The organism is Pseudomonas sp. KK4 (assembly GCF_001984065.1).
In the GTDB taxonomy this organism is placed as follows: Bacteria; Pseudomonadota; Gammaproteobacteria; order Pseudomonadales; family Pseudomonadaceae; genus Aquipseudomonas.
Genome location: NZ_LYVP01000082.1, coordinates 1 through 24,640 on the forward strand (window position 1 = coordinate 1; position 24,640 = coordinate 24,640).

Genomic DNA, 24,640 nt, shown 5'->3' on the forward strand with positions numbered 1-24,640 from the left:
AAGGGCAGCAGATTCAATTGGTGGTCGACACGATTCGCGGCGTCGCCGAGCAGACCAACCTGCTGGCCCTCAATGCCGCCATCGAGGCCGCGCGCGCAGGCGAACAGGGGCGCGGCTTTGCCGTGGTCGCCGATGAGGTGCGCAGCTTGTCGCAGCGCACCCAGTCCTCTACCGCACAGATCGCCGGGACGGTGGACAGTCTGCGCAGTACGGTGAATGAAGCGGTCAGCCTGATGGAAGCTGCCTGCGGCCAGGCCCAGTCCGATGCGCAAGCCGTCACCGGCCTGGGTGAGCGTCTGGGCGAAATTGCCAGCGCTGTACAGGGCGTCACTGACACCCTGGCGCAGATCGCCACGGCCGTCGACGAACAGGCGAGCACCGCCGATGAAGTCAGCGGCAACATCCAGCAAGTCGATCAGGCGGCGCTTCGCTTGCTCGAAGGCGCGCGGGCGGTGAACCTGGCAGCGGACACCCTGAGTCAGGGCAGCAAGGCCCTGAGCGCCAATACCGGCAGATTCCAGCTCAATTGACGCCCTCCCCCGGGCCGCTTTTTCGGCTCGCAAGGATAAGCGGTTGAAAGTGTAGAGAAATATTTTAGATTTACGCTTGACGCATCTGCATTACCGGTGAATAATGCGCGCCACTTGGCTACATAGCTCAGTTGGTTAGAGCATAGCATTCATAATGCTGGGGTCCGGGGTTCAAGTCCCTGTGTAGCCACCAAGTACTAAAAACGGCTTACCGAAAGGTAGGCCGTTTTTTTATGCCTCGAGAAAAGCATCGCTCGTTGGCGCGAGGTGTTTGCGGGAGCATTGCTTGCTCGCGATGGACTCAAGAGCGCCGTGCTCAGTCAACAAACACGCGTCTTCGTTGACGGCCATCGCGAGCAAGCTTCGCTCCTATAGGGTCGGCAACGCCGCCAGCGCCCGCTCCCATATCTGCCAGGTCCGCAGCCACACCATCGCTTGCCAATCGCTATCTGCCGGATAGAACTGCTCAAGCAGATTCAATTTGATGTCGCGCCCCATCGCATCGCTCGGATTGCCATACAGATGCAGCCAATGGTCATCGCGCAGATACCGATGCACATCCGGCCCTGGATACGTCCCGCATTCGATGACAAACGGCATCAACCGCACCTGCGGCAATGAGTTGATCAGGGCTTGAGAGGTGTAGCCGGTGGCGGTCGCCGCCACGCCGGTCTCGCTGACCGCGCCGGCACCGGTATGCAAGGTGTACAGCCACGGACCATAAATGGCCTGGGCGTCGGGCAATGCCTGGTATGCGGATTCGGTGATGGTCAGCAACATCGGATGACCGTATTCCCCTGCACCGGTGTGCAAGTCGAAACACATGGCCACGTCGGCATGGCTCAGGTGTTCTTGCATGATCCGGTGCAACGTGCGATTCGACCAGCTCGGCGCCGATCCACCATAGAACAGGCCATCGGCATGCCGGTGCTGCCCGCCTTCGACGATCGACATGACGGCTGACCAGCCATGCTGGCGGATCTGCTCATCCAGCAGGGCATCCGCGCGATCCCGCTCGGGACCTTGCAACACCGGGCATGCATAAACTTCGTGCAGCGAGTCATAAGCCTGGTTGTCCGGCAATGGCCCGTCGAAATTGAGGTGGTTGCGGTTCAGATCGAGGTTGTCTTCATTGACCCGACGCAACCACGCCATGCCCCATGGATTGATCGAATGGATCATCACCACGGCGACATCCGCCGGCAGTGAGCGCCGGCTCAAATCCTGCAGCCATTTGATCTGACAGCCCGAGCCATAAAAGCCTTCGACGCCGTGGGTCCCGCTGAGCGCCACCAGCAACCGTTTGGCGCCGGGATCGCCGAGAACCGCCACATCGGTACTCAAGGACTCGCCAAACGGCCCCTTGAGAGGATGAGGGTACTCGGTCAGCGTCGCCCCGGCGGCGGTGGACGCCTCGATGAATTGCTCTCGCTGGCCGCGGTAGCTTGGCTGGGTGGGGAACTGGGTGTGCATGCTTGCCTCTTGTTGATTTTTCTAACCTGGCTATGGGTAACGACCCTACAGAAATTCCGCCCATGGATGAAGGATAAAAGCGTCGTTGTCGTAGGACGCGGTTTGCGTCGCTTCCAAACGGTCGATACAGTCCTCTGACCCTTCCCAAGGACGAGCCTCCCGCGCATGTTTCCAGCCACCCCCTTGTATCGCCGTCGTCTACCCGCGATGGCGCTGATCGCCACGGCTCTGACATTGGCCGCCTGCAACGCCCCACCCTCCTCGTCTTCGAATTCAACGCTACCACTCGCACCGGAAAGCGCTTCCGGGTTCCGCACCGACCTGCAAACCCGCCACGCCTCGAAACACATGGCTGCCGCCGCCAACCCGCTGGCCGCCGAAGCCGGGCGGGAGATGCTGCGTCGTGGCGGTTCAGCGATCGATGCGGCCATTGCGATGCAGGCCGTGCTGACGCTGGTCGAGCCGCAATCCTCCGGCATCGGCGGCGGCGCGTTGATCGTGCTGTGGGATGGCAAATCGGTTCGCACTTACGATGGCCGAGAAAGCGCACCGGCCGGCGCCACCGAGAAGCTGTTCCTGCAAGCCGACGGGCAGCCGATGGGGTTTACCCAGGCGCAGATCGGCGGTCGCTCCGTGGGAACGCCGGGGGTGCTGCGCGCCCTTGAACTGGCGCACAAAAAACACGGACGCTTGCCCTGGGCCCAGTTATTCGAACCGGCCATCCAGCTCGCCGAGCAAGGTTTTGCCCTCTCACCCCGCCTGCACCTGTTGATCGCCTCGGATTCAAAGTTGCGCAATTCACCTGACATGGCGGCGTACTTCCTCAATGCCGACGGCAGCCCGAAAGCCGTCGGCACGCGCCTGAAAAACCCGGCACTGGCCAGCCTGTTCCAGCGCATCGCCAAGGAAGGACCTGATGCGCTGTACAAAGGCGCTGTCGCCGAGGAAATCGTGACCAAGGTTCAGGGCCATGCCAACCCGGGCAGCCTCTCGCTCAACGATCTGCAAAATTACAGCGCCAAGGAGCGCGCGCCGTTGTGCACGGACTACAAACGCTGGCAGGTCTGTGGCATGCCGCCGCCGTCCTCGGGCGGGATCGCCGTGGCGCAGATCCTCGGCACACTCCAGGCCCTGGAAACCCGTGATGAACGCCTGGCCCTGGCACCGATGAAACCGCTCAAGACCAACGCCCCTGCCGGCATCGAACCCACTCCCGAGGCCGTGCACCTGATCTCCGAAGCCGAGCGCCTGGCTTATGCCGACCGCGCCCAATACGTGGCCGATACGGATTTTGTGCCGGTGCCGGTCAAAGGCCTTGTAGACCCCGGCTACCTGGCCAGCCGCGCCGCACTGATCGGCGATCGCAGCATGGGCAGCGCCGAACCGGGTACGCCGCCGGGCATCGAGGTCGCTTTCGCCAAGGACCGTTCACCTTTGCGCATCTCCACGTCGCAAGTGGTGGCCGTCGATGACCAAGGCGGCGCCGTCTCCATGACCACCACCATCGAATCGGCATTCGGCTCACATCTGATGGTTCAGGGTTTTCTGCTCAATAACGAGATGACCGATTTTTCGTTCATCCCTGAAGAGAACGGAAAAAAAGTCGCCAACCGCGTCGAACCCGGCAAGCGCCCGCGCTCGTCTATGGCGCCAACCTTGATCTTCGACCGCCACAGCGGTGAATTCGTCGCCAGCGTCGGCTCCCCCGGCGGCTCGCAAATCATCGAATACGTCGCCAAGACCACCATCGGCCTGCTCGACTGGAACCTCGATGCACAAACAGCCATCAACCTGCCCAATTTCGGCAGCCGCAACGGTCCCACCGAACTGGAACGGGGACAGTTCAGCCCGGCACTGATCCAGGCGCTGAAGGCAAAAGGTCATAACGTCAGTGAAATCGACATGACCAGCGGTACTCAGGCGATCGTCCGTGTCAAGGATGCCCAGGGCAAAGCATCGCTGGCAGGCGGGGCCGACCCTCGACGTGAGGGGGAAGCGTTGGGGGATTGAGTCTTGCGCGAACGCGCGAAAGGGCTTACCGGAAGGTAGGCCCGTTAAAAGGAGTGACTCATGATCCAGGCACTTACGGGCCGACAGGCGGATGTCGCAGTGCACTAACGGCTGATCTTCAGCGCCCGTCGTGCCTTGTGTCTCTCCAGCGCCAGTTCGATCAGCCGCGTGACCAGTTCGCTGTAGGTCATTCCCGCTGCCTGCCAGAGTTTCGGGTACATGCTGATCCGGGTGAAGCCTGGCAGCGAGTTGATTTCGTTGATCAGCACCTCGCCGCTGTCGGTCAGGAACACGTCGACTCGCGCCAGCCCGGAACAACCCAGCACCTCGAACGCCTCTACCGCCATCGCGCGGATGCGCTCGCTGGCCTCCACGCTGATATCGGCCGGGACCACCACGCGCGCCGCGTTTTCGTCGATGTACTTGCTGTCGTAGGAATAAAAGCCGCTGCTGACCACGATCTCGCCGCACCCACTGGCGATGGCGTTGTCATTGCCGAGCACCGCGCATTCGATCTCGCGGCCACTGACCGCTGACTCGACCAGCACTTTCTCATCGAATCCCAATGCCATCTCGAGCGCCGCTGTGTATTGGGCCTCATCGGTGACCTTGCTCACGCCCACGGAAGACCCCTGGTTCGCCGGTTTGACGAACAATGGCAAACCGAGCTGGCTTGAGACCTCGGCAAAACCGACGCGTGAAGCGGTCCTGCGCGTAAGCGTCACGAACGGTGTGACCGCGAGCCCGGCATCGCGCAACAAGCGCTTGCTGAAGTCCTTGTCCATGCAGACGGCTGAACCCAGGACATCGGAGCCCACGAACGGCAGGTCCGCCATGCGCAGCAGACCTTGCAGGCAACCGTCTTCGCCGAGGGTGCCGTGGACGATGGGGAAAATGACATCGACGTGTCCCAACAGCTCCTGGCTGGAGGTTTCCACCAGTTGCTGGCTCGCCTTCCCCGGCACCACCGCTAACTCGCGGTTGGACTGGTTAAGGGCGATCAACGCCGGATTCTCCTGGTTCAGCAGGAAGTTCGACGGGTCGTTGAGGTGCCAATGGCCCTGTTTGTCGATGCCGATCAGCACCGGTTCAAAACGCGAACGATCCAGGGCATCGACGATGTTTTTCGCCGACTGCAGCGACACTTCATGCTCTGCCGAGCGGCCGCCAAAGATAATTCCTACACGCAATTTACGCATTGTCCGACCTCGTTATGGCAGCTTTCATAAGCATCGACTTTCACTCGACTTCGCAGACATGGATCAACAAGTCACCTGGCTGGCAGTTCAAGTATTTGCATATTGCATCCAGCGTGGCTAATCGCAGGCCTTTGACCTTACCTTGCTTCAACAATGAAAGGTTTGCCTCGGTAATGCCGATGGCGGCCGCGAGGTCCTTGGATTTGACTTTACGCAGCGCGAGCATTACATCCAACTGAATGACAATCGACATAAAAACCTCAAATGAATGTGCGATTTTCAGCGGCCACTTCAGTAGCCCGCCGCAAGATATGCGCGATGATCGAAACACAGGCGGCCAGGAACAAGGCAACCAGAGTCGCCGCTGTGAAACTCACGGTGAACAGCCGCTCACCGACCGGCTCGTTCATGGTCATCCAGAGACTGAGCATCGGTTCGCACAAGAAGTCGAGTAACACCCAGAACGCGACCGCTTTCCCGACCTTGCCCATATGCAGCGCCGCCTCACTGGAAAAATAGTCACCGGACGCATAACTCAGAAACAGTTTGCGCAAATGCCCCAGGCCAATCGTCAGTGCCATCAGAGGGACACTCGACAACAAAATACCGCCCAGGGTTTTCCACCAGGGAAACAGCTGCGCCATGGCGATTCTGTCGGACAGTTGCCGATCGGTCAGTGCAAAGGCCAACCCCCAGCCTTCTCTGGAGGCCAGTGAAGGGAACAGCCACGACAGCGTGTTAAGCATCAACATCGCAACAATCAATACCAACGTCACAGCCGCCATCCGATGGCTGACTTGAGCAAGACGAACAGGAGTCATGGCAGAGCCTCACAACAATGAATGTGAGGAGAAGGCTAGTCGCAAAAATTATCAATTAACAATAATTTATTATTGCAATACATTAAATAACCCCTTTCAGTCACTTACATATCCAAGGTCCTGCCGTCCACCGGATCGCCAATCTTCAGGAAATGTCCGCCAGCCACGTGATGCAGAGTGCGCAACGCGTCCTGCCCTTCGAAGTGCCAACGCCCGTCGCTGAACACGCGCTCGTCGGCCTGGGCGGCAATCACTTCGGCAAGAAACAGGTCGTATTGCTGGTGGTTGTCAGGCTCTGGCAGCAGACGACACTCCAGCCAGGCGACGCAGCCTTCGAGCATTGGCGCTTCGATCAACTCGGCCGGGAAGGTCGGCAGGCCATAGACCTGGAACTTGTCACGCCCGAGTTCACGGTTCAGCGCCAGGCCGGAAGTTGAGCCGACGGTCTGGACGATATCGGCCTGGGCGGCGCAGGGGACGTTGAGCACGAAGGTGCCGGCCGCTTCGAGCAGTTGGCGTGTCCAGGTGGACTTGTCCAGCACCACGGCGATTTTCGGCGGTTCGAAATCCAGCGGCATGGCCCAGGCGGCCGCCATGATATTGCGCTCGCCGCCATGGGCTGCGCTGACCAGCACGGTCGGCCCGTGGTTGAGCAAACGATAGGCTTTGGGCAACGGGACCGAACGGCGGTGGGACTCGCTCATGGAAGTCTGCTCCTGGGGGAAAAGAGCCGATTGTAGCGGGATCACAAATGAAAAGATCGCAGGCTGCGACAGCCCCTGTAGCTGCCGCAAGCCTGCGATCTCGGGCCGTGGATCAGTCGGGTTCAAGTCGCCAGTTGATTGGCAAACTGTCCCACCGCATTGACCACTTTCTGCGCACCATCCTGGATCTCCACGATGACCGTGCCGGCTTCTGCTGCCAATGCCAGCCCTTGCTCGGCCTGAAGCTTGCCATCGGTCATCAGGGCCACGGCGTTGCGCGCCATGTCCTGGTTCTGCCGCACCACCAGCACAATTTCATCGGTGGCCTGGCTGGTGCGCGAAGCCAGTTGCCGGACCTCGTCTGCCACCACGGCGAAACCTCGTCCCTGCTCGCCGGCGCGGGCGGCTTCGATGGCCGCGTTCAGCGCCAGCAAATTGGTCTGTTCGGCAATGCCGCTGATGGTTTTGACGATGGTGCCAATCACCAGCGACTGTTCGTTCAGGGCTTCGATGCCATCGCCAGCGGTTTGCATGTGCTTGGCCAGGTCGCGCATCACGTTGACGGCCTGGGTCACCACCGCGTTGCCGCGCTGTGCGCTTTGGTCGGTTTGTTGCGAGGTGCTGTAGGCAATGTTCGCCGCATCGGCGACCGCTTGTTCTTGATTGACCTGGTCGGTGATAACGGTGGCGAACTTCACCACTTTGTAGAGTTTTTCGTTGGCATCGACCACGGGGTTGTAGGACGCCTCCAGCCAGACTGTACGACCATGGCTGTCGATACGCTTGAATCGGTCGGCCACGTATTCGCCCGCGTTCAGGCGGCGCCAGAAGTTCTGGTATTCGGCGCTGTTGGCGTCTTCGGGGAAGCAGAAGATGCGGTGATGTTTGCCCTTGATCTGCGCCAGGCTGTAGCCCATGCCGGAGAGAAAGCGTTCGTTGGCGGCAAGTACGTGGCCATTGAGGTCGAATTCGATCACCGCCGTCGAGCGCACCAGCGCACCGATCAGATTTTCATGCTCGCGGGAGGCTTCGATGGTGCGGGTCAGGTCACTGGAGAAAATCGAGAAATTTCTGATTCGCCCGTCTGCCGAACGCACCGGCTGCACGATTGAGCGCAACCAGGCTTCTTCCCCGCTGCCGCGCAACAGCCGCACAGCCCCGGCGAAGTGCTCGCCCCGGGCCAAGGCGCTCTGGAACCGCTTGTGGAATTCATCGGTTTTCACATGATCCGGCACGAACTCTTCGATGTGCCGACCGAGCATATCGCTGCTCTTGTAGTGCATCTCTGCAAGGAAGTTCTGGTTGACCGACTGCACTCGCCCATCGGTATCGAGGGTCAGCACCAGCATCTCGCTTTCCAGACTTTCCTTCACTTGCTGAAGGCTGGAAAGTTCTTCGCGAAGAGCCGACAGCTCCTGCTTCAAGCGTTTATTGAACATGGGGGACTCACCGATGGGCTGGTACAAAGCGATATGCAGCCTAGCCATCGGCTTTGCAGGACTTTTCTGAAGTGCGCTTGAGCCTTGTCCTACAAAAAAAATCGGGGCAGGCCGACTGCCCCCTTCCGTTACACCGCGCCGGCGACCGAACAACTGCCGGTTTTCGGCAGGCGCGAACCGAAATACCCCGCGCTGCCCACACCCACCGCCCCCATCACTGCGCAAAACATTACGCAGATCCACGGGCTCCACGGCATCAGACCGATCAACAACAGCGGTGTGATGCTCGCCCATGCGGCGTAGGCAATGTTGTAGGTAAAGGAGATGCCCGAAACGCGAATTCGTGCCGGAAACAGGCTGACCATCACCGATGGGACGGCGCCGACCACTCCACACCCCAGGCCTGCAATCGAATAAGCCAGCCCGACCCAGTCGCCGCCATGGATCAGACAGGTGTAGAGCACACCGATGCCCACTGGCAGCAACAAGCTGTAGAACATGACCGTGCGCCAGGCGCCGATGCGATCGACCAGCAACCCCGCAAGCACGCAGCCGATGTTCAGGAACACGATGCCCAGGGCGCTCAGGGCGAAGGTGTGGCTGGCGGTCATGCCAAAGGTTTTCTGCATCATGGTCGGGGTGATGACCACGAACACCACCACCGCCGAGGTCAGCACACAGGTGAGGATCATCGCCGGCAGCATGGCCAGCCGATGCTCGCGCAGGACTGCACGCAGTGGCAGTTCCACCTGCTCTTCACGGCGAGCCTGCATGGCCATGAACACCGGAGTTTCACTGAGCCAGCGACGCAGCCAGACGCCAATCACACCGAACACGCCCCCCAGCAGGAACGGGTAACGCCAGGCGTAATCGAGAATCTGCGCCGGGGTGAAGGCCTGGGCCAGAAAGGTTGCGGTCAAGGCCCCGAGCAGATAGCCAAACGTCAGCCCGGCCTGCAAAAAGCCCAGGGCGTAACCGCGATGGCCCGCCGGCGCATGCTCGGCGACGAATACCCAGGCACTGGGCACTTCACCGCCCACCGCCGCGCCTTGCAGGACGCGCAACAGCAACAGCAGCAGCGGTGCGAAATAGCCGATCTGCGCGTAGGTGGGCATGACGCCGATCAACAGGCAAGGCAGCGCCATCATCAGGATGCTCAGGCTGAACACCCGCTTGCGCCCCAATCGATCGGCGAAATGCGCCATCAGGATGCCGCCCAGCGGCCGCGCCAGGTAACCGGTGACGAAGATGCCGAAGCTTTGCAACAGTCGCAGCCACTCGGGCATTTGCGGCGGGAAGAACAACTGGCTCAAGGTCAGGGCGAAGAAGACGAAGATGATGAAATCGTAGATTTCCAGCGCCCCGCCCAGGGCCGCGAGCCCCAGGGTCTTGTAATCGGAGCGGCGAAAAGGCGCCGGGCGCGAATCGGTGTTGGCAGTCATGAAAAGAACTCTGGCACAGGCAAAAACCAAGGCGCCCATGGTCTACGCAAACGCGGCTGCGAACAACCCGTTAGACCAAAGTCCCATAGGCGCAAAACAGCCCCGCAAAAAACTTCGCCTTGATTTACTGTACGCGCCTGTCCAGCGGGGCTTTACTGCTCCTAGACCACTACAAACATAAAAATTAGAGGTGTTCCCCGTGGCCGCTGATCTCGAAGATAGCCGCTCCGCCCGCTTTGCCTTGCGCTGCTCCAGTTTTGCCGAACGCTGGTTCCCTGACTCCTGGGTGTTTGCCGCCCTGGCGGTGATCATCGTTGCCCTGGCCACCATGGCCATGGGGGCCAAACCGACCGATGCCGCGATGGCCTTCGGTGACGGGTTCTGGAGCCTAATCCCGTTCACCATGCAAATGGCGTTCGTGGTGATCGGTGGTTATGTGGTGGCCAGTTCCCCACCGGCGGTCAAGTTGATCGATCGACTGGCGAAACTGCCGAAAAATGGACGCTCGGCCGTGGCCTGGGTCGCGTTGATCTCCATGGTCGCCTCGCTGCTCAACTGGGGCCTGTCGCTGGTGTTCGGCGGATTGCTGGTGCGCGCCCTCGCCCGTCGTACCGACCTGAAAATGGATTACCGCGCGGCCGGTGCCGCTGCTTACCTGGGCCTTGGCGCGGTGTGGGCGCTGGGCCTGTCGTCGTCTGCGGCCCAGTTGCAGGCCAACCCGGCGAGTCTTCCTCCGTCGATTCTATCGATTACCGGGGTAATTCCATTCACCCAGACGATCTTCCTCTGGCAGTCCGGCGCCATGCTGCTGGCACTGATCATCGTCTCGATCATCATTGCCTACGCCACCGCGCCTGGCCCGAATTCGGCACGGGACGCCAAGGACTGCGGCGTCGACCCGAGTTTCAACCTGCCGCCCCTGCAACCGCGTACCCGTCCGGGCGAATGGCTGGAGCACAGTCCGCTGCTGATCATTCTGCTGGTGCTGCTGGCCGCAGGCTGGCTGTTCCACGAGTTCTCGACCAAACCGGCGATCAGCGCAATTTCCGGCCTCAATACCTATAACTTCCTGTTCATCATGCTCGGCGCCCTGCTGCACTGGCGTCCGCGCAGCTTCCTCGATGCCGTGGCGCGCGCGGTGCCAACCACCACCGGCGTACTGATCCAGTTCCCGCTGTACGGCTCGATCGCCGCATTGATGACCACGGTCAAGGGTGCCGATGCGCAGACTCTGGCCCACCACATCTCGACCTTTTTCGTCAGCATCGCTTCCCACGACACCTATGCGCTGCTGATGGGCGTGTACTCGGCGATCCTCGGTTTCTTCATCCCGTCCGGCGGCGGCAAGTGGATCATCGAAGCGCCGTACGTGATGCAAGTGGCCACCGACCTGAACTACCACCTGGGCTGGGCCGTGCAAATCTATAACGCCGCCGAAGCCCTGCCCAACCTGATCAACCCGTTCTACATGCTGCCGCTGCTGGGTGTACTGGGGTTGAAGGCGCGAGACCTGATCGGGTTCTCGTTCGTTCAGTTGCTGGTGCACACACCGCTGGTGCTGGTGCTGCTGTGGGCGCTGGGGACGACGCTGGCATATATGCCGCCGGTGATGCCGTAACCTCTGGTAGACGTTAGCCTGCTTTCGCGAGCAGGCTCGCTCCCACATTGAACAATGCCGTGAACTTTTCTGATCACCTTCAGACCAGTTGCTATCTTTTCAGTACGTAGAACCCCATTAACGGGCCCACACGCTGAAAAGGATCTGAGCATGCTGAAACTCGCAGGACTTACCCTCGCGGCTCTCACCCTGAGTGCCGCCGCCCACGCCGATGTCGGCCTCAAACTGGGCAGCACCGAACGCGTTACCCGCCTGTTTGCCTATCCCAACAATTGCAATGTGATCTGCTTTCGCAACTGGACGCTGGAACAGACTGTCGAGCATTACCTGACCCAAAGCGTGCAACGCGACGGCTACAACGAGGCGAAGGTTCTGGTCAAAAGCGATAACGGTCAGCTGCATGCGGAAATCACCGGTGTCCCCAAGACCTATGAAAAACCCTTGGCGGCCCTGCTCGATGCCGGTGACCTGGCCTACAACGGCGCCAGCAAGCTGAATGCCGACGGCAAGTGGGCCTATAGCTGGTACCTGTTCCTGCCGTTGGGCATGGCCCTGGAAAACCGCAGAAGCGTAGAACTGCTGCACTTTCCGCCCGATTATTCGTTGACCCAGGCCCAGGATTATCTGCGCTCTGCCACGACCGATCGCTGGGCGACCCTGCTGACCGAGACCGGCATCCCGGCCGAGCAGACGCCGGGTTTCCAGACGATCATCGATATCGCCCCGATTGCCGCGCCGTCCAACGCCGGCAAAGACCTGGAAGGCGTCTACGACTACTTCAAGGATTATCAGACCACCATGGTCAAGAACATCAGCCTCAATGCCGCTGGCGAGGCGTTGCCGATGGTGGCTTTCGGTACCCCGGTGCGCAACTGGGTCAAGCAACAGTACGGGCCGACCGTGAATGTGTTGAGCCTGGTGTACATCAGCCCGACCGACGCGGTTAAGGTGCCAGTGTTGGGTTCCAACCACCCAAGCTACATCTGGTACGCCTCCGACCCGGCCAACTACACGGGCAAGGATGCCCAGGCCAAGGCTGATACGGCGGGCCTGAAGGTCATGGGTCAGGATTTGAGTGTCGCCTGCTGGCAGGCTGCGATGGGCCGCCAACCAGACAGCAATCCTGACGTCGAGCTCAAAAGCTGTACGCAAACCTGGCAAGTGGCCGACAAGGAAAAGACCTGCGCGCTGTTCTACACCTCGATCCGCAACCTGACGCCGGCCCAGGCCGCAGGCCGATGCGCGAGCGCGACAATCGCACCACAGCTCAAGCAGCTCAAGGCGCCGGCACCGGCCACCACGCTCCCTGCGCCGGGGCTATAAAACGATGAACGGGCGGTCCACTGTCATTTGTGACAGTAGACCGCCCGTTCTATCTGCGAGAGGCTGGGATCGAACACCCATGTGCTGCAGCGCTGACAGGATCGTCAGCGGATGGTGGTCGCAGCCCCCAGCCAACAGGGACCGTTATGAAAGCCATTGCATCGCGCAACGCTCTCGCGCCACCCCCAACGGGCGTGTATCCCTTTGCCGAGTTACCTCTTCAGCTAGGGTTCCCTTCCCTGGCCGACTTCGAAATTCTCAATAACCGGGCGGGCAAGCCCATGGCCGCCGCGGCACTTCGCGAATTTCCACGTATCAGCCGAGTTTGCCGGGTCTCCGGCCATTTGCTGCCCTATCGCTGCCGACATACGCGCCAACTGGCGCCCGGCGTGCATGTCTACGACCCGCGCTTTTGCGGATTGCTCAGGCACTCTTGCGATCCCAACGTCTTTCTCGACTTGAGTGAGCTGTGGTTATGGGCGTTGAAGGACATTCGCAAAGGCGAGTGGCTGACGATAGACTATGCCGCCACTGAAGACAAACTGCTGCGCCAGTTCGCCTGCCGATGCGGTTCATACAATTGCCGGGGCTGGATCACCGGTTATCAGGAGACGCCAAATGCCGACGGCCAGTTGTTTTTGCAACACTGGCGTCGGCACGGTCTTCTTTGAAGGGGCTTACAGCGGCTGGAACGGACGCAGGCGGTACTGCGGCGGCAGTTGCTCGAAACCACTGATGGTGGCATTCAGGCTTTTCCAGCGGCCGTCCTTGATGCCGTAGATGCAGCCATGAATCGACAGGCTCTGTCCGCGATGCCAGGCGTTCTGCACGATGCTGGTGTGACCGACGTTGGCCACCTGCTGGATCACGTTGAGCTCACACATGCGGTCGACCCGTTCTTCTTCGGTAGGCAGCTTGGCGAGCTCCTCGCGCTTGTCGTAATACAGGTCGCGAATCGAACGCAGCCAGCCATCGATCAGGCCGAACTGACGATCCTGCATCGAGGCGCGCACACCGCCGCAGCCATAGTGGCCGGTGACGAGGATGTGTTTGACCTTGAGCACGTCGACCGCGTACTGGATCACCGACAGGCAGTTGAGGTCAGTGTGCAGCACCACGTTGGCCACGTTGCGGTGCACGAACAGATCGCCGGGCAACATGCCCACGATCTCGTTGGCCGGTACCCGCGCATCGGAGCAGCCGATCCACAGATATTCAGGCGTCTGCTGGCGAGCCAGTTTCGCGAAGAAATCCGGATCTTTCTTGGTGATCGCGTCAGCCCAACGCTCGTTGTTATCAATCAGGTCTTGTAAGTCGTGCATGCTGGGAAGCCTCAAGAATGATTCGCTGCTTTGACAGACAACCGCTCGTCGGGGTCACCTAAGGATCGCAACTGTTTGGAATTCTCGTGTGTCGGGTGAGTCCACCCTAATAATGCCCACTGCATGAGGATAAGCCATGACTGATTCACGACGCCCATATGATGCAGTGCAACCGGTGCCCATCGATGATAACGAAGACCGCATGGGTTCGGTGCACGAGCTGGATTTCGACGACGAACGACCCAGCGCGAAGATCGGTGACGAGTTGTCTGAGCGTGAACGTGAGCAATTGATGCCCAGGGAGCGGGTGCGAGAAGCCGGCTTGACCGGTGCCTCCACCGACGATCACGAGCCGACCGATGATGACCTGAGCCCGGAAACCCTGATTCACGAGGACGGTGCGCGGGATGCCCGTGAAGCCGTTGAAAGCAATCAGGCGGATTGGGACTTGAGTATTGTCGCTGAGGACGATATCGGCGGGGGTAACGGGCTGGATGAGGCGGAATTGGCGCGGCGTGATCCGCTGGACAGAAAACGCTGATTTCTGTGTCTGAGAGGACGCCTTCGCGAGCAAGCCCGCTCCCACATTGGGCCGGTGTGCGCCAATCCATTGTGGGAGCGGCTTGCTCGCGAAGCTTCTAACGGCCGTTAATCCACCAGGGTACAGGCCATCACCACCGCATCCTCACGACCGCCCACCGCTGGGTAGTAATCCCGGCGCCGGCCAATTTCATTGAAGCCATAGCGCTCATACAGCTTGAAGGCTGCGGTATTGCTGTCGCGCACTTCCAGGAAACACTCCCGGGCATCGGCCTTGCAGGCGATCGACATCAAATGCTCCAAAAGCGTCAGCCCCAGGCCACGGCCCTGGTTTTCCGGTTTGACGGTGATGTTCAGCAGATGGGCTTCGTCGAGGATGATCTGCACCACGCCGTGACCGACCTGTTGCTGCCCCTCGAACATCAGCCAGATCTGATACTTGCCCAGGCCATCGAGGAAAATGCCTCGGGTCCAGGGATGGCTGTAGGCGGCGTATTCGATTTTCAGAACGGCTTCCAGATCCGCCTCGGTCATTGGGCGAAACGATACGGCATCACTCATTCGATTCTTTCCAGCGCGCCATCAGCCGACGCATGGCTTGCCAGACATCAGCCTTACGCTGTGGCTCTTCCATTAATAATTCCAGGCCCGGCAGGGCCCAGACTGAACCCAGGCCTTCGATCTGGAGTTCGCGGTTGTAGGACTCGGCATTCGCCTCGCCGGCAAAGCGCACCGCCGGCAGGCCGATCAGCCAGAGGCAGACGCAGGGCGCCTCTTCGAGACGGGCACTGAGGAAACCCTGCACGAAGTCACGGGCTGCCTCCGGGCCCTGATCCATGGTTCCACGCACCAGGAGCGGCCAGCGCACCGGCTCGCCGACGATCTGCGGACTGTCGGGCAGACCGGCGGCGCGCAACATGTCCTTGAGCAACAAGTACGCCGGATCGCGGCTCTGGAAGGCTTCGCCTGTGGGTAACTCCACCAGCAGCAGGCAGCGTCCGGCGCGCAGCAACTGCAGGGCGAAACGTGGTGGCGGCACGGGGGCGACCTTGGCGACGACCGGTGCCTCATCTACCTCTTCCACCGGTTTGGCGCCGGTGCGCGTGCTCGCCAGCGACGGACGCGGTACCTCGATCTTCGCCCGTTCGGCGGGCTTGGCCACGGGTGCGACCGGCGCTTCAACCACAGGAGCCGGCGCAACCGGTGCAACGACAACCGGTTCCGGCTGCGCCAGCAATTCGGGCCGCGACGGTGCAGCAAAGGGCAATTCGGTGCGCGGCAGCCAGTTGACCACCTGCATGGCGCTCAGATAGGCGCGGCGACGGGACTCGATAAGCAAAGGTCAGCCACTTGTGGATAACTAAAGTGCAGAGATTCTACCGCCCTTCGCTCAAGATCGCCCGCTGTTGATCGATAGAAAACCAGCACTCTGTCCCGAGAGTGAATCGCAACGCCTGCGATGCAGTACAATCGCCGCTTTTAATTGCCAACCAGCCGGCCATTCCGATGATCGAACCCAAGCGCGTCTTGCGCGCCCTCGCTGAACACTGGGCCCTGCTAGAGCCTCTTTGCGAGCACTTCGACCAGGGCACCCTGAGCCTCAACGAATTGCGCACGCAACTGGCCGCCCAACAACTGGACAGTACGCCCCAGGACATCACCAGCCTGCTGGACGTGTGGATTCGCCTCGACATCCTGGTACCCGTGGCCAAAAGCCCGAACCGGTTCGAGCTCAACGCGCAGATCCATGACTTCCTCGCCTACCTGCGCCGTGAGCACCGTCTGGGCCTGTGCCTGGAGATCGAAGCCTACCTGCGCCACCTCGAGCGTCTGGCCGGTTATATCCAGGACGCCTTCGACATCCGTGACGGCAACGACCTCGCGCGCCAGTTGCGCCTGCTCGACATGCGCGTACGCGACGTCCTGAAGAAACTGGCGAACGACGAACAGGCCCTGGTGGCCGTCGCTGAACGGGCCAAGACCAGTGATCGGCAGATCCCGCTGCGTCAGCGCTATGCCGAGGTGCTGGCGACCTGGGATGAGTACGTCGAACCGATGATCCAGTTGGTGAACGCCGACGGCGCCTTCGAACAGGGCGTGCGCAAGGTCGAAAACGTCTTGCTCAAGATGCTCACCGAGCAGCAGCGCCTCGGCCATCTGGTCGACGACGACATGCTGCTGCGCACCCACGCGCGCATCCTCGAAATGCAGACCAGCGCCCAGCTCACCCTGCGTCACGCCCGTGAACTGCTGCTGCCGCTGCGTGAAGAAGCGCGCCGGCACAACGCCGTGACCCGTGGCGCAGCACTGGCGCTGTCGATGATCCGCCGCAAGGGCATCGATGCCGTGCCGCAAGCGGCCATGCCGATGTTCACCCGGCCGCAAAGCACCTTCCTGGGCAGCGCCAGTCAGGTCGAGGCCTACGTTTATGCCCTGGCGCGCTTCGAACCGAAACCGGCGCGTTTCCCCAAGGCCCACAAGAGCCACAAGGGTGGCGATGCACCGCGTGCACCGCGCACGGTTCGGGAGATGCTCGACCGCTGCGAAGATGCCCTGCCGATGCCGGACCTGATGACCTGGCTGCTGGAGCAGGAACCGGACGGCGCTACCGACGAATTGCTGTACTGGTTTTCACGCCTGTCCCGGGAAAAACGCTTCAAGCGCGAGCGTCTGGAACGTCGCGACTACCACACACACGAGCATCAGGTCAGCCTGCGCTCCTTCGCCCTGCTCTCGGCCGCCCCTGAAGCCGCCGAGAATTCTGCGAGCACCCCCCATGCATCTTGATCTATCCGAACTGTCCCAGCTGGCGCCGATCTTTCGCGAGCTGTTCAAGGGTTACCACGTCAGTCGCCGCGACCCGGAGCTGTACGCCCAACTGTCGAACTTTCAAGACCAATACCGCACGCTGTTCAAGGCCCTGGGCTTTGAACTGGTCTGTGATACGCGCGGCTTCTATTACTTCGTCCCAGACCTGGCCGCTGCGGCGGTGAACAAGACCGCTCAGCGCCTGGCCTTGTTCACCTTCATTCTGGTTGAGCACCTGGCCGACCAGGGTCGCGACCCGATCGCCGTGCTCGATGGCGGCAGCCTTGGCCGCGATGAGCTGCCTTCGCTGCTGGAAAAGTACCGCGACCTGTTCATCCAGGCCGAAGTGCAGACGGTCGAAGAGCTTGAAGAAAAAATCATGCGCCGCATGACCCAGCTCGGTTTTGCCAGTGAAGAAAACGGCGTCTACCGCTTCCTGCCGCCGATGCACCGCTTCCTCGACGTCTGCCTGTCGGTGCAACAAGACCGTGACCTGGCGGCCAGCCTGCACAGCGTCTTGCCGCTGCCGGCGCCGGTTTTGATCGACGAAGACAGCGACGAAAAACTGCTGCACACCGACGACCCGCTGGACTTGGCGGAGTTTGCCGATGAAAGCGAAGAAGACGCCCTGGCCCGCGCCATCGCCGAAGAACAGGAGCTCGACGCATGAGCAAGGAACGCTACGGCATCCGCCGCTTTGCCCTTTTGAACACCGCCGGCTACAGCCTGGGCTTGTTCCCGCTGGAAGAACCGCTGTCGGTCTACGGTGCGAACAACCTGGGCAAATCCGCTTCGATCAACGCCCTGCAGTTCCCGATCCTGGCGCGCATGTCGGACATGAGCTTCGGCAAGTACAGCCTGGAACAATCCCGGCGTTTCTACTTTGCCTCGGACACCAGTTACATCCTGGTGGAAGTCTCGCTGCCCCACGGTCCGCATGTGATCGGCGTGGTCGGTCGCGGCCCGGGTGGTGGTTTCGGTCACCAGTTCTTTGCCTATGCCGGCAAACTGGACCTGGCCCACTACCAGAAGAACGACACTTGCCTGCGCCAGAAAGAGCTGTTCACCAACCTTGAGCGCGAAGGCCTGAAAGCCTATGAACTCAAGCCGGATGAACTGCGCCGTCTGCTGGTCGGTGGTCACACCTCGATCCCGCTGGACCTGACCCTGATCCCGCTGCGCTCGACCAGCGAACAGAGTCTGAAGACGTTCCGTGCGCTGTTCATCAACCTGCTGCACATGCGGGAAATCACCGCAGCCAAACTCAAGCAGCTCTTCCTCGATGCCTTCGAACACAGCCTGCGTTCCGGTAGCGTGGATTACATCGCCGCGTGCGAAGAAGCTTTCCGCGATGTACGACGCATGGAGCAGGACTACAACTCGCTGGTCGCTGCCGGCCCGTTGGTCGAAGCGCTGGCCAACGGCGTTAAACAGCGTGATGTATTGCGCGGCAAGTTGCATCGCCTGTCGCCGTTGCTCGATTCGTTGCTGGGCACCTGGTCGGACTACGCCAGCGCCCGCAAGGAAGAGCTGACCATCCAGGCCGAACACTACCGCCGCGAGCAGGACGACCTGCAAAACGATCAACGTGGCGGTACCCAGGAACTGATGCGTCTGGAGCGGGAAATCACCGGTATCCAGCGCTGGCTCGGCGAGTTGTCGGTGCTCAAGCATCGCTTCGCGCTGGTCGATGACGTCAAGGTGCTCGAGCAACAACTGCTCGCCGCCAAGGACGCCCACGATGAGCTGGCCGGTGCACTGGCGCAGTCGCGGCAGTTCTCGGCCGAGGACCTGGACGAGCGCCTGCGGGATCTGGAGAAACGCTTGAAGTCGGTCAAGCAGCAACTCGATCATGCCGACAACAACAGCTATGCCCGCCTGCGCGAAGAGTTCTCGCAGCAGGATGTCGAGCGCCTGATGCGTCTGTTCAACAGCGCGCTGTTCAGCCTGCCGCTGGGTGAGCATGGCATCGCCCTGGACGACAACGGCGACTGGGTCAAATCCGTGGAGTTGATTCTCGACGGCTTCAAGGGCGAGCGTTTCGAAGTGCCAGGCCTGTCCATCGACCTGTCGCACATCGAACCGCCGGCGCTGCAAGCCCTGGCCGATCGCGCGGCTTTGCGCGACCAGAAGGAACGTCTGGAAAAAGAACTCAAGCAGCTGAAAACCCAACAAGCTGTGGCCGCCGACCGCGCCGCGAGCAAGACCCAGACCGAAGCGCTGTACCAGCAAGTATTGGATGCGCAGAAAGCCTTGGAGGATTTCCGTCGCGCCCAGACCCTGAGTGCCGAGGAAGGCGACAAGCTGGAGCAACTGGCACAAATGGAAGCCGCGCAGGAGGAACTCAAGCGCTCCAGCGATGCCTTCACCGAACGCGTCCAGCAATTGTCGGCCAAGCTGCAACTGGTCGGCCGGCAGATCGCCGACATGGAAGCCAAACAACGTACCCTCGACGACGCCTTGCGCCGCCGTCAGTTGTTGCCGGCGGACCTGCCGTTCGGCACGCCGTTCATGGACCCGGTCGACGATTCCATGGACAACCTGCTGCCGCTGCTCAATGACTATCAGGACAGTTGGCAAGGCCTGTTGCGTGCCGATGGCCAGATCGAAGCGCTTTACGCACAGGTGCGCCTCAAGGGCGTGGCCAAGTTCGACAGCGAAGACGATATGGAGCGTCGCCTGCAACTGCTGATCAACGCTTACGCACACCGCACCGACGAAGCCCTGACCCTGGGCAAGGCCCGCCGCGCGGCCGTCACCGACATCGCCCGGACCCTGCGCAACATCCGCAGCGACTATGACAGCCTCGAACACCAACTGGCGCTGTTCAACCGTGAGATCAACAAGCGTCAGGTCTCCAACCTGCAAAGCTTCCGTATCGTGCTGGCGCCCAACAAGGAAGCGCTCAAGCACATCGACCAGATCATCCACAGCGCCGGCCAGTACGAAGAAGGCGAGACGCTGTCGGTGTTCGACCTGAGCCAGAGCGCCGAACAGGACAACAAGAACGAAGAAGCGAAGGAATACCTGGCACGCCTGGTGGCCGCCAACCACAACCAGCTTGGCCTGAAGGACTTGTTCGAACTGGCGTTCGAGATCACCAAGGTCAACGGTCAGCCGGTGATCCACACCGACATCGACGGCGCCGCCTCCAACGGCACCACCATGACCATCAAGGCGCTGACCAACATGTACTTGTTGTTGCACTTGATGGATCGCGACCTGGCCGGACGCGTACGCTTGCCGTACTACCTCGACGAGGCGGCGGACATCGATGAAAAGAACCAGGCTGCGCTGCTGGAGACCAGTCTGCAATTGGGCTTCGTGCCGATTCTGGCGAGTGTGAAGCCCCAGGTCTGTGCCAGTGTCGCCATCGACCTGGAGGGCGGCAGCGGTCCCGCCGGCATCTACATCGACGAAGCGGACTGGAAGTACATCCGGCGTCATGATCAGGTGAAGGTGACGGCCAATGCCGAGACGAATGAGCCGGAGATGGATGCGGTTTGATTGGCTTTAGCTGAATGCAAAAAGGCCGCGGTCCAATGGATCGCGGCCTTTTTTGTCGGTGTTGTTCAGGTTTTGCGGTGAGCTTCTGGGCCCTTTCGCGAGCAAGCCCGCTCCCACAAGGATCTCTGGTGTGAGGCGTATTTGTGCCCTCCAACAGCAGCCTGTGGGAGCGGGCTTGAACCCGAAGAAGTCCTCTGCAAATCACTTGCCGAGCGAAATCTTCGGCGCCCAGGTCAGCCATTCATCCTCGAACTTGTCGAACAGCGGGAACGTCTGCTCGGGATGTGCCGCACCGCCCATCCGATCACCGTCCGGCGTAGCAAAGGCAACACCGCCCTGAATCATGGTTTCCAGCGACTCGGTCCGCATCGTCGCGCCTTTGAACAGACCTACGTCAAAGTCAAAACCGCTGGTGTTCCAGAAGCGGGTGCCGCTGCGTACCAATGGCGCGTACTTCGGTTCGATCAGGATGTGGATCAGCACGCGGTCCGCAGTCTGCCCCAACTCATAACCCGTCACCTTGCCCACGGTAATTTCGCGGTAGGTCACCGGCACTCCGGGCTTCAACGAACCACGGCGGGCTGCACTCAGCACCAGGCTCAGTCCGGCCTCCTGTTTTGCAGTTTCCGGAGCTGCTGGCAGAGCAACGAAATTCTTCTGCGGACCGAGGTTTTTCGCTGCTGGCTGCACCTCAACGTATTGCCCGGTGACCAGTGTCTCGAGGTTGGCCGTCTTGATCAGGCCCAGCTCCGGCTTGACCACCCAGAACTGACTGCCGACCCGCGCAATGCGCTCGGGCACCTCAGTGATGCGCGCCGTGAGCAGGACCGATTGCAGGTCCTCGCTGAGATCAACGTTCTCGATCTTGCCGACATCCAGGCCTTTGAAGCGAACGGGCGTGCCCGCGCGCAAGCCATCGGCGCGGTCGACCTTGATGGTGATCAACGCGCCTCTCTGATTGGCGTCTTCACGGTTGGCGAACAGGCGAAAACGCGGAATTCGTTTCTGCAGCGGCGCATTGGCTCGCGGGGTTTCAAAGGCAATACCGCCGGCCATCAGGCTTTGCAACGACTCACTCTTGACCTGAATGCCGCCGGTCAGCCCTCCCGTCAGTGTAATGCCACTGGCATTCCAGAAACGTGTCGAGGCATTGACCAGGTTTTCGTATTCCTTCTCGATGTGGACACCGATCACCAACTGGTTTTTCTTTCGCGAAAACTGATAGCTCTGAACCGAGCCGACCTTGACCTGCTTGTACAGAATCGGGCTGCCGACTTCCAGGGATCCCAGATTGTCGGTGAACAACACAAGGTGCAGGCCCGGCGAACGCAGATCCAGCGGTGGCGCCTTGGGCCGTGCGACGAACTCACGTTGCGGCGCCGCCCCTTTGTCCCCGGGACGCACGGCGATGTAGTTGCCTTTGACCAACGCTTCCAGACCTGTGATACCGGCGAGGGAGATCGAAGGTTTGACCACCCAGAATTGAGTGCCATCGACCAGGTAATCCTCGGCCAGCGGATCCAGGGTCAATTCGGCAGTGGCGGCGGACAGATCGGAATCGACCTTGAGCGCCTTGAGCGTGCCTACTTGAATGCCTTTGTACATCACCGGCGTACGACCGGCCTGCAGGCCTTCGAAGTCGCTGAGCTTGACCTTGACCTTGATGCCGGCCGCCGCTGCATCGAAGTCTTCGTACAAACGGAATGGCAGACTCGGATCAGTGGGCGGGCTGTCCTTGCGGTTTTCCGGGGTGGCGAATGCAATGCCGCCGGCGACAATGCTGGCCAGGGATTCACTGCGTACTTTCACCCCGGACAGGTTGGCATCGATGCTGATGCCGCTGGCGTTCCAGAAGCGCGTATGTTTGCGTACCAGCTTGGCGTAGGTCGGTTCGATGAACACCTTGAGCTCGACCGTGCTCTGGTCTTCGGACAGCAGGTAGCTTTTGACCTGACCCACCTTGATCTGCTTGTAGAACACCGGGCTGCCGCGGTTGAGCGAGCCCAGGCGATCGGCCTTGATGGTCAGGTGCAGGCCGGGTTGCGCATCGGACAGTGGGGGCTCTTCGGCCAACGCCTTGAATTTGCGGGTGGGCTCGCCTTCGCCTGGGCTAATTGCCACGTAGTTGCCCGATACCAACGTCTCAAGACCGGTGATACCCGCCAGGGTAACGCTTGGCTTGACCAGCCAGAACCGTGTGCTGGTTCGCAGGTACTGTTCCACATCCTTGTTCATCTCGACCGTTGCGATCACGCCCTTGGAGGCACCTTCATCATCGAGCTTGAGGGTTTTGACCTTGCCGACCGACATGCCTTTGTAGACCACTTCGGTCTTGTTGGCCTGAATGCCTTCACCGCTTTCGAAACGCACCTGAATTTCAATGCCGGTTTCGTTGTAGGCTCGCCAACCGAGCCAACCGCCGATAATCAAGGCGATCAGGGGTAATACCCAGATGGCCGACCAGTTCGAGGCCGGTCGGGTTTTAGCTATGGGCAAATCAGTCATGGTCGTCGTCCGACTCCGTGTTATCCCAAATCAGTCGGGGATCGAAAGTTACTGCAGCAAGCATTGTCAAAATCACCACACTGGCGAAAGCGATAGCACCGAGCTCAGCTTCGACACTGGCAAGCCGTCCGAAATTCACGACGGCCACCAGAATGGCGATCACAAAAATATCGAGCATTGACCAACGGCCGATGAACTCGATGAAGCGATACATCCAGATACGCTGCCGGGCCGAGAGAGGCTGGCGGCGTTGCACCGAATACAACAGCAGCGCGATGCCTACCAGCTTGAAGGTGGGTACCAGGATACTGGCGATGAACACCACGGCTGCGATAGGAATCATGCCGTGCTGAACCAGTTGAATCACACCGGACATGATGGTGCTGGGGTCACCCTTGCCCAGTGAGCTGACGGTCATGATCGGCAGCACGTTGGCGGGGATGTAGAGAATGGCGGCGGTAATGAGCAGCGCCCAGGTCCTTATGAGACTGTTGGGGCGGCGGGCATGAACCAGTGCTCCACAGCGTGTGCAGGTTTGTTCATCGGTATCAGCTTCCTGCTTGTTCAACTCATGGCATTCGGTGCAAATCAGAATGCCTGCATCAATCGCCCGCATGGGCATCCTCTCCTGATAACGCCTGCCAGATCTGATGAGGTGACATCACGACCTCAAGCCACACCTGAACCAGTAACAACCCGATGAAACAAGCCAACCCGAGACCTACGGTCATGGCTGCCATATCGGCCAGCTTTACGATCGCCACCAGCACGCCCATGAGATAGACCTCGAGCATCCCCCAGTCTCGCAAGTGGTGGTAAATGCGGTAAAGCAGCAAGCCGTAACTGCGTCCGGTATTGAAACGAATGCTCAACAGAACGGCCAGTTGGCAGAGCAACTTGAGTAGCGGGATACCCATGCTGCACAGGAACACAATTACGGATACGCCGCGCATGTCGGTGTTGAAAAGGCCGACAACACCACTCCAGACAGTATCCTGCGACGACTGTCCGAGTAGATTGAGCTGCATGATGGGTAAAAAGTTCGCAGGGACGAACAACAAGAGTGCTGCAATCACCAGGGCGAGACTTCGCTGCACGACGTTGTAGCGATGGGCGTACAGTTCGTAGCCGCAGCGCGGGCACAGGGCTTTCTCACCATGGGCGAGTTCGGGTTTGCGCATCAACAAGTCGCACTCATGGCACGCCACCAAATCGTCCAGCGGTAATTCTGACAGCCCGGAGGCGTCAACCGGATCGGGCATAAAGGCTCTGACTCCGAAAAAGTTGGACCTATTCTAGTGTCCTGAACCGAAAATAACTGCGCAAATTTTGTGCGTGGGCTCATCGTGCTTTTCTAGCGCGCAAAACAAAACCCCAACTGCTTTCGCAATTGGGGTTT

Annotated in this window: 22 protein-coding genes, 1 tRNA gene and 1 pseudogene; 10 read left to right on the plus strand and 14 right to left on the minus strand. The window is 60.4% G+C overall.

Features of this window, described 5'->3' with window-relative positions; genetic code table 11:
• Together B0W55_RS21825 and B0W55_RS21830 are read left to right on the plus strand one after the other, a co-directional pair.
• Positions 1-530: methyl-accepting chemotaxis protein (locus B0W55_RS21825; protein WP_256576371.1), on the plus strand; the 530-nt coding region annotated here is incomplete at its 5' end.
• 116 nt (positions 531-646) lie between these two features.
• Positions 647-723 (plus strand) — tRNA-Met (locus B0W55_RS21830).
• A gap of 176 nt (positions 724-899) precedes the next feature.
• Here the strand turns inward: B0W55_RS21830 and B0W55_RS21835 are convergent.
• A complete protein-coding gene (locus B0W55_RS21835; RefSeq protein ID WP_077047987.1) occupies positions 900-2,003 on the minus strand; it encodes a DUF2817 domain-containing protein in 1,104 nt (367 codons plus the stop codon).
• Positions 2,004-2,168: 165 nt separating this feature from the next.
• Here B0W55_RS21835 and ggt point away from each other — a divergent pair, with 165 nt between their 5' ends.
• Positions 2,169-4,013 carry a gamma-glutamyltransferase gene (gene ggt / locus B0W55_RS21840; protein ID WP_077047988.1) on the plus strand — a complete coding sequence of 615 codons (1,845 nt, stop codon included), beginning with the start codon at positions 2,169-2,171 and terminating at the stop codon, positions 4,011-4,013.
• Between the two features lie 104 nt (positions 4,014-4,117).
• Here ggt and ddlA read toward each other — a convergent pair whose 3' ends face one another.
• The 7 genes and pseudogenes from ddlA to B0W55_RS21870 all read right to left on the minus strand — a co-directional run bounded on the left by ddlA (position 4,118) and on the right by B0W55_RS21870 (position 9,618).
• Complete coding sequence (gene ddlA, locus B0W55_RS21845; RefSeq protein ID WP_077047989.1) at positions 4,118-5,212, minus strand: D-alanine--D-alanine ligase; 1,095 nt, start codon at positions 5,210-5,212, stop codon at positions 4,118-4,120.
• Positions 5,213-5,252: 40 nt separating this feature from the next.
• Complete coding sequence (locus tag B0W55_RS21850; RefSeq protein WP_077047990.1) at positions 5,253-5,465, minus strand: helix-turn-helix transcriptional regulator; 213 nt, start codon at positions 5,463-5,465, stop codon at positions 5,253-5,255.
• A gap of 7 nt (positions 5,466-5,472) precedes the next feature.
• Positions 5,473-6,033: a DUF2975 domain-containing protein gene (locus B0W55_RS21855; protein ID WP_077047991.1), complete on the minus strand. Its 561-nt coding sequence runs from the start codon at positions 6,031-6,033 to the stop codon at positions 5,473-5,475.
• 104 nt (positions 6,034-6,137) lie between these two features.
• Positions 6,138-6,737 (minus strand): flavin reductase family protein, encoded by a 600-nt coding sequence (locus B0W55_RS21860; RefSeq protein WP_077047992.1) that lies wholly within the window; start codon positions 6,735-6,737, stop codon positions 6,138-6,140.
• Between the two features lie 122 nt (positions 6,738-6,859).
• Positions 6,860-7,315: a methyl-accepting chemotaxis protein gene (locus B0W55_RS31660; protein WP_371807288.1), complete on the minus strand. Its 456-nt coding sequence runs from the start codon at positions 7,313-7,315 to the stop codon at positions 6,860-6,862.
• Between the two features lie 84 nt (positions 7,316-7,399).
• A pseudogene (locus B0W55_RS31665) lies at positions 7,400-8,224 on the minus strand (PAS domain-containing protein); the annotation flags it as partial.
• 80 nt (positions 8,225-8,304) lie between these two features.
• Complete coding sequence (locus B0W55_RS21870) at positions 8,305-9,618, minus strand: MFS transporter (RefSeq protein ID WP_077047994.1); 1,314 nt, start codon at positions 9,616-9,618, stop codon at positions 8,305-8,307.
• Between the two features lie 199 nt (positions 9,619-9,817).
• Between B0W55_RS21870 and B0W55_RS21875 the strand changes: the two genes are divergently transcribed.
• The 3 genes from B0W55_RS21875 (at position 9,818) to B0W55_RS21885 (ending at position 13,230) form a co-directional block, all read left to right on the plus strand.
• Positions 9,818-11,236, plus strand: a complete 1,419-nt coding sequence (locus B0W55_RS21875) for a short-chain fatty acid transporter (RefSeq protein ID WP_077047995.1) — start codon at positions 9,818-9,820, stop codon at positions 11,234-11,236.
• 150 nt (positions 11,237-11,386) lie between these two features.
• Positions 11,387-12,559 carry a hypothetical protein gene (locus tag B0W55_RS21880; protein WP_077047996.1) on the plus strand — a complete coding sequence of 391 codons (1,173 nt, stop codon included), beginning with the start codon at positions 11,387-11,389 and terminating at the stop codon, positions 12,557-12,559.
• A gap of 146 nt (positions 12,560-12,705) precedes the next feature.
• Positions 12,706-13,230 carry an SET domain-containing protein-lysine N-methyltransferase gene (locus B0W55_RS21885; protein ID WP_077047997.1) on the plus strand — a complete coding sequence of 175 codons (525 nt, stop codon included), beginning with the start codon at positions 12,706-12,708 and terminating at the stop codon, positions 13,228-13,230.
• A 6-nt stretch (positions 13,231-13,236) separates the two neighbouring features.
• Here B0W55_RS21885 and can read toward each other — a convergent pair whose 3' ends face one another.
• Complete coding sequence (gene can / locus B0W55_RS21890; RefSeq protein WP_077047998.1) at positions 13,237-13,881, minus strand: carbonate dehydratase; 645 nt, start codon at positions 13,879-13,881, stop codon at positions 13,237-13,239.
• Between the two features lie 136 nt (positions 13,882-14,017).
• Between can and B0W55_RS21895 the strand changes: the two genes are divergently transcribed.
• Positions 14,018-14,422, plus strand: a complete 405-nt coding sequence (locus B0W55_RS21895) for a serine kinase/phosphatase (RefSeq protein ID WP_077047999.1) — start codon at positions 14,018-14,020, stop codon at positions 14,420-14,422.
• Between the two features lie 107 nt (positions 14,423-14,529).
• Here B0W55_RS21895 and rimI read toward each other — a convergent pair whose 3' ends face one another.
• Together rimI and B0W55_RS21905 are read right to left on the minus strand one after the other, a co-directional pair.
• Positions 14,530-14,982: a ribosomal protein S18-alanine N-acetyltransferase gene (gene rimI / locus B0W55_RS21900; RefSeq protein ID WP_057398073.1), complete on the minus strand. Its 453-nt coding sequence runs from the start codon at positions 14,980-14,982 to the stop codon at positions 14,530-14,532.
• A complete protein-coding gene (locus B0W55_RS21905; RefSeq protein ID WP_077048000.1) occupies positions 14,975-15,721 on the minus strand; it encodes an energy transducer TonB in 747 nt (248 codons plus the stop codon). The genes rimI and B0W55_RS21905 overlap by 8 nt, the downstream gene beginning before the upstream one ends.
• 206 nt (positions 15,722-15,927) lie before the next feature.
• Here B0W55_RS21905 and mksB point away from each other — a divergent pair, with 206 nt between their 5' ends.
• Genes mksB through mksF form a run of 3 tightly spaced genes read left to right on the plus strand, consistent with a single transcriptional unit; the run spans position 15,928 to position 20,736 of the window.
• Complete coding sequence (mksB, locus tag B0W55_RS21910) at positions 15,928-17,208, plus strand: Mks condensin complex protein MksB (protein WP_175645540.1); 1,281 nt, start codon at positions 15,928-15,930, stop codon at positions 17,206-17,208.
• Complete coding sequence (gene mksE / locus B0W55_RS21915; RefSeq protein WP_077048002.1) at positions 17,198-17,899, plus strand: Mks condensin complex protein MksE; 702 nt, start codon at positions 17,198-17,200, stop codon at positions 17,897-17,899. Before mksB ends, mksE begins: the two co-directional genes overlap by 11 nt.
• Positions 17,896-20,736 carry an Mks condensin complex protein MksF gene (gene mksF, locus B0W55_RS21920; RefSeq protein WP_077048003.1) on the plus strand — a complete coding sequence of 947 codons (2,841 nt, stop codon included), beginning with the start codon at positions 17,896-17,898 and terminating at the stop codon, positions 20,734-20,736. The genes mksE and mksF overlap by 4 nt, the downstream gene beginning before the upstream one ends.
• Positions 20,737-20,937: 201 nt before the next feature.
• Here the strand turns inward: mksF and B0W55_RS21925 are convergent, their stop codons facing one another.
• Genes B0W55_RS21925 through B0W55_RS21935 form a run of 3 tightly spaced genes read right to left on the minus strand, consistent with a single transcriptional unit; the run spans position 20,938 to position 24,503 of the window.
• Entirely contained in the window at positions 20,938-23,241 is a 2,304-nt protein-coding gene (locus B0W55_RS21925) for a PqiB family protein (protein ID WP_077048004.1), read from the minus strand.
• Complete coding sequence (locus B0W55_RS21930; protein ID WP_077048005.1) at positions 23,234-23,857, minus strand: paraquat-inducible protein A; 624 nt, start codon at positions 23,855-23,857, stop codon at positions 23,234-23,236. Before B0W55_RS21930 ends, B0W55_RS21925 begins: the two co-directional genes overlap by 8 nt.
• A complete protein-coding gene (locus B0W55_RS21935) occupies positions 23,844-24,503 on the minus strand; it encodes a paraquat-inducible protein A (RefSeq protein WP_077048006.1) in 660 nt (219 codons plus the stop codon). Before B0W55_RS21935 ends, B0W55_RS21930 begins: the two co-directional genes overlap by 14 nt.
• Positions 24,504-24,640: the final 137 nt, after the last annotated feature.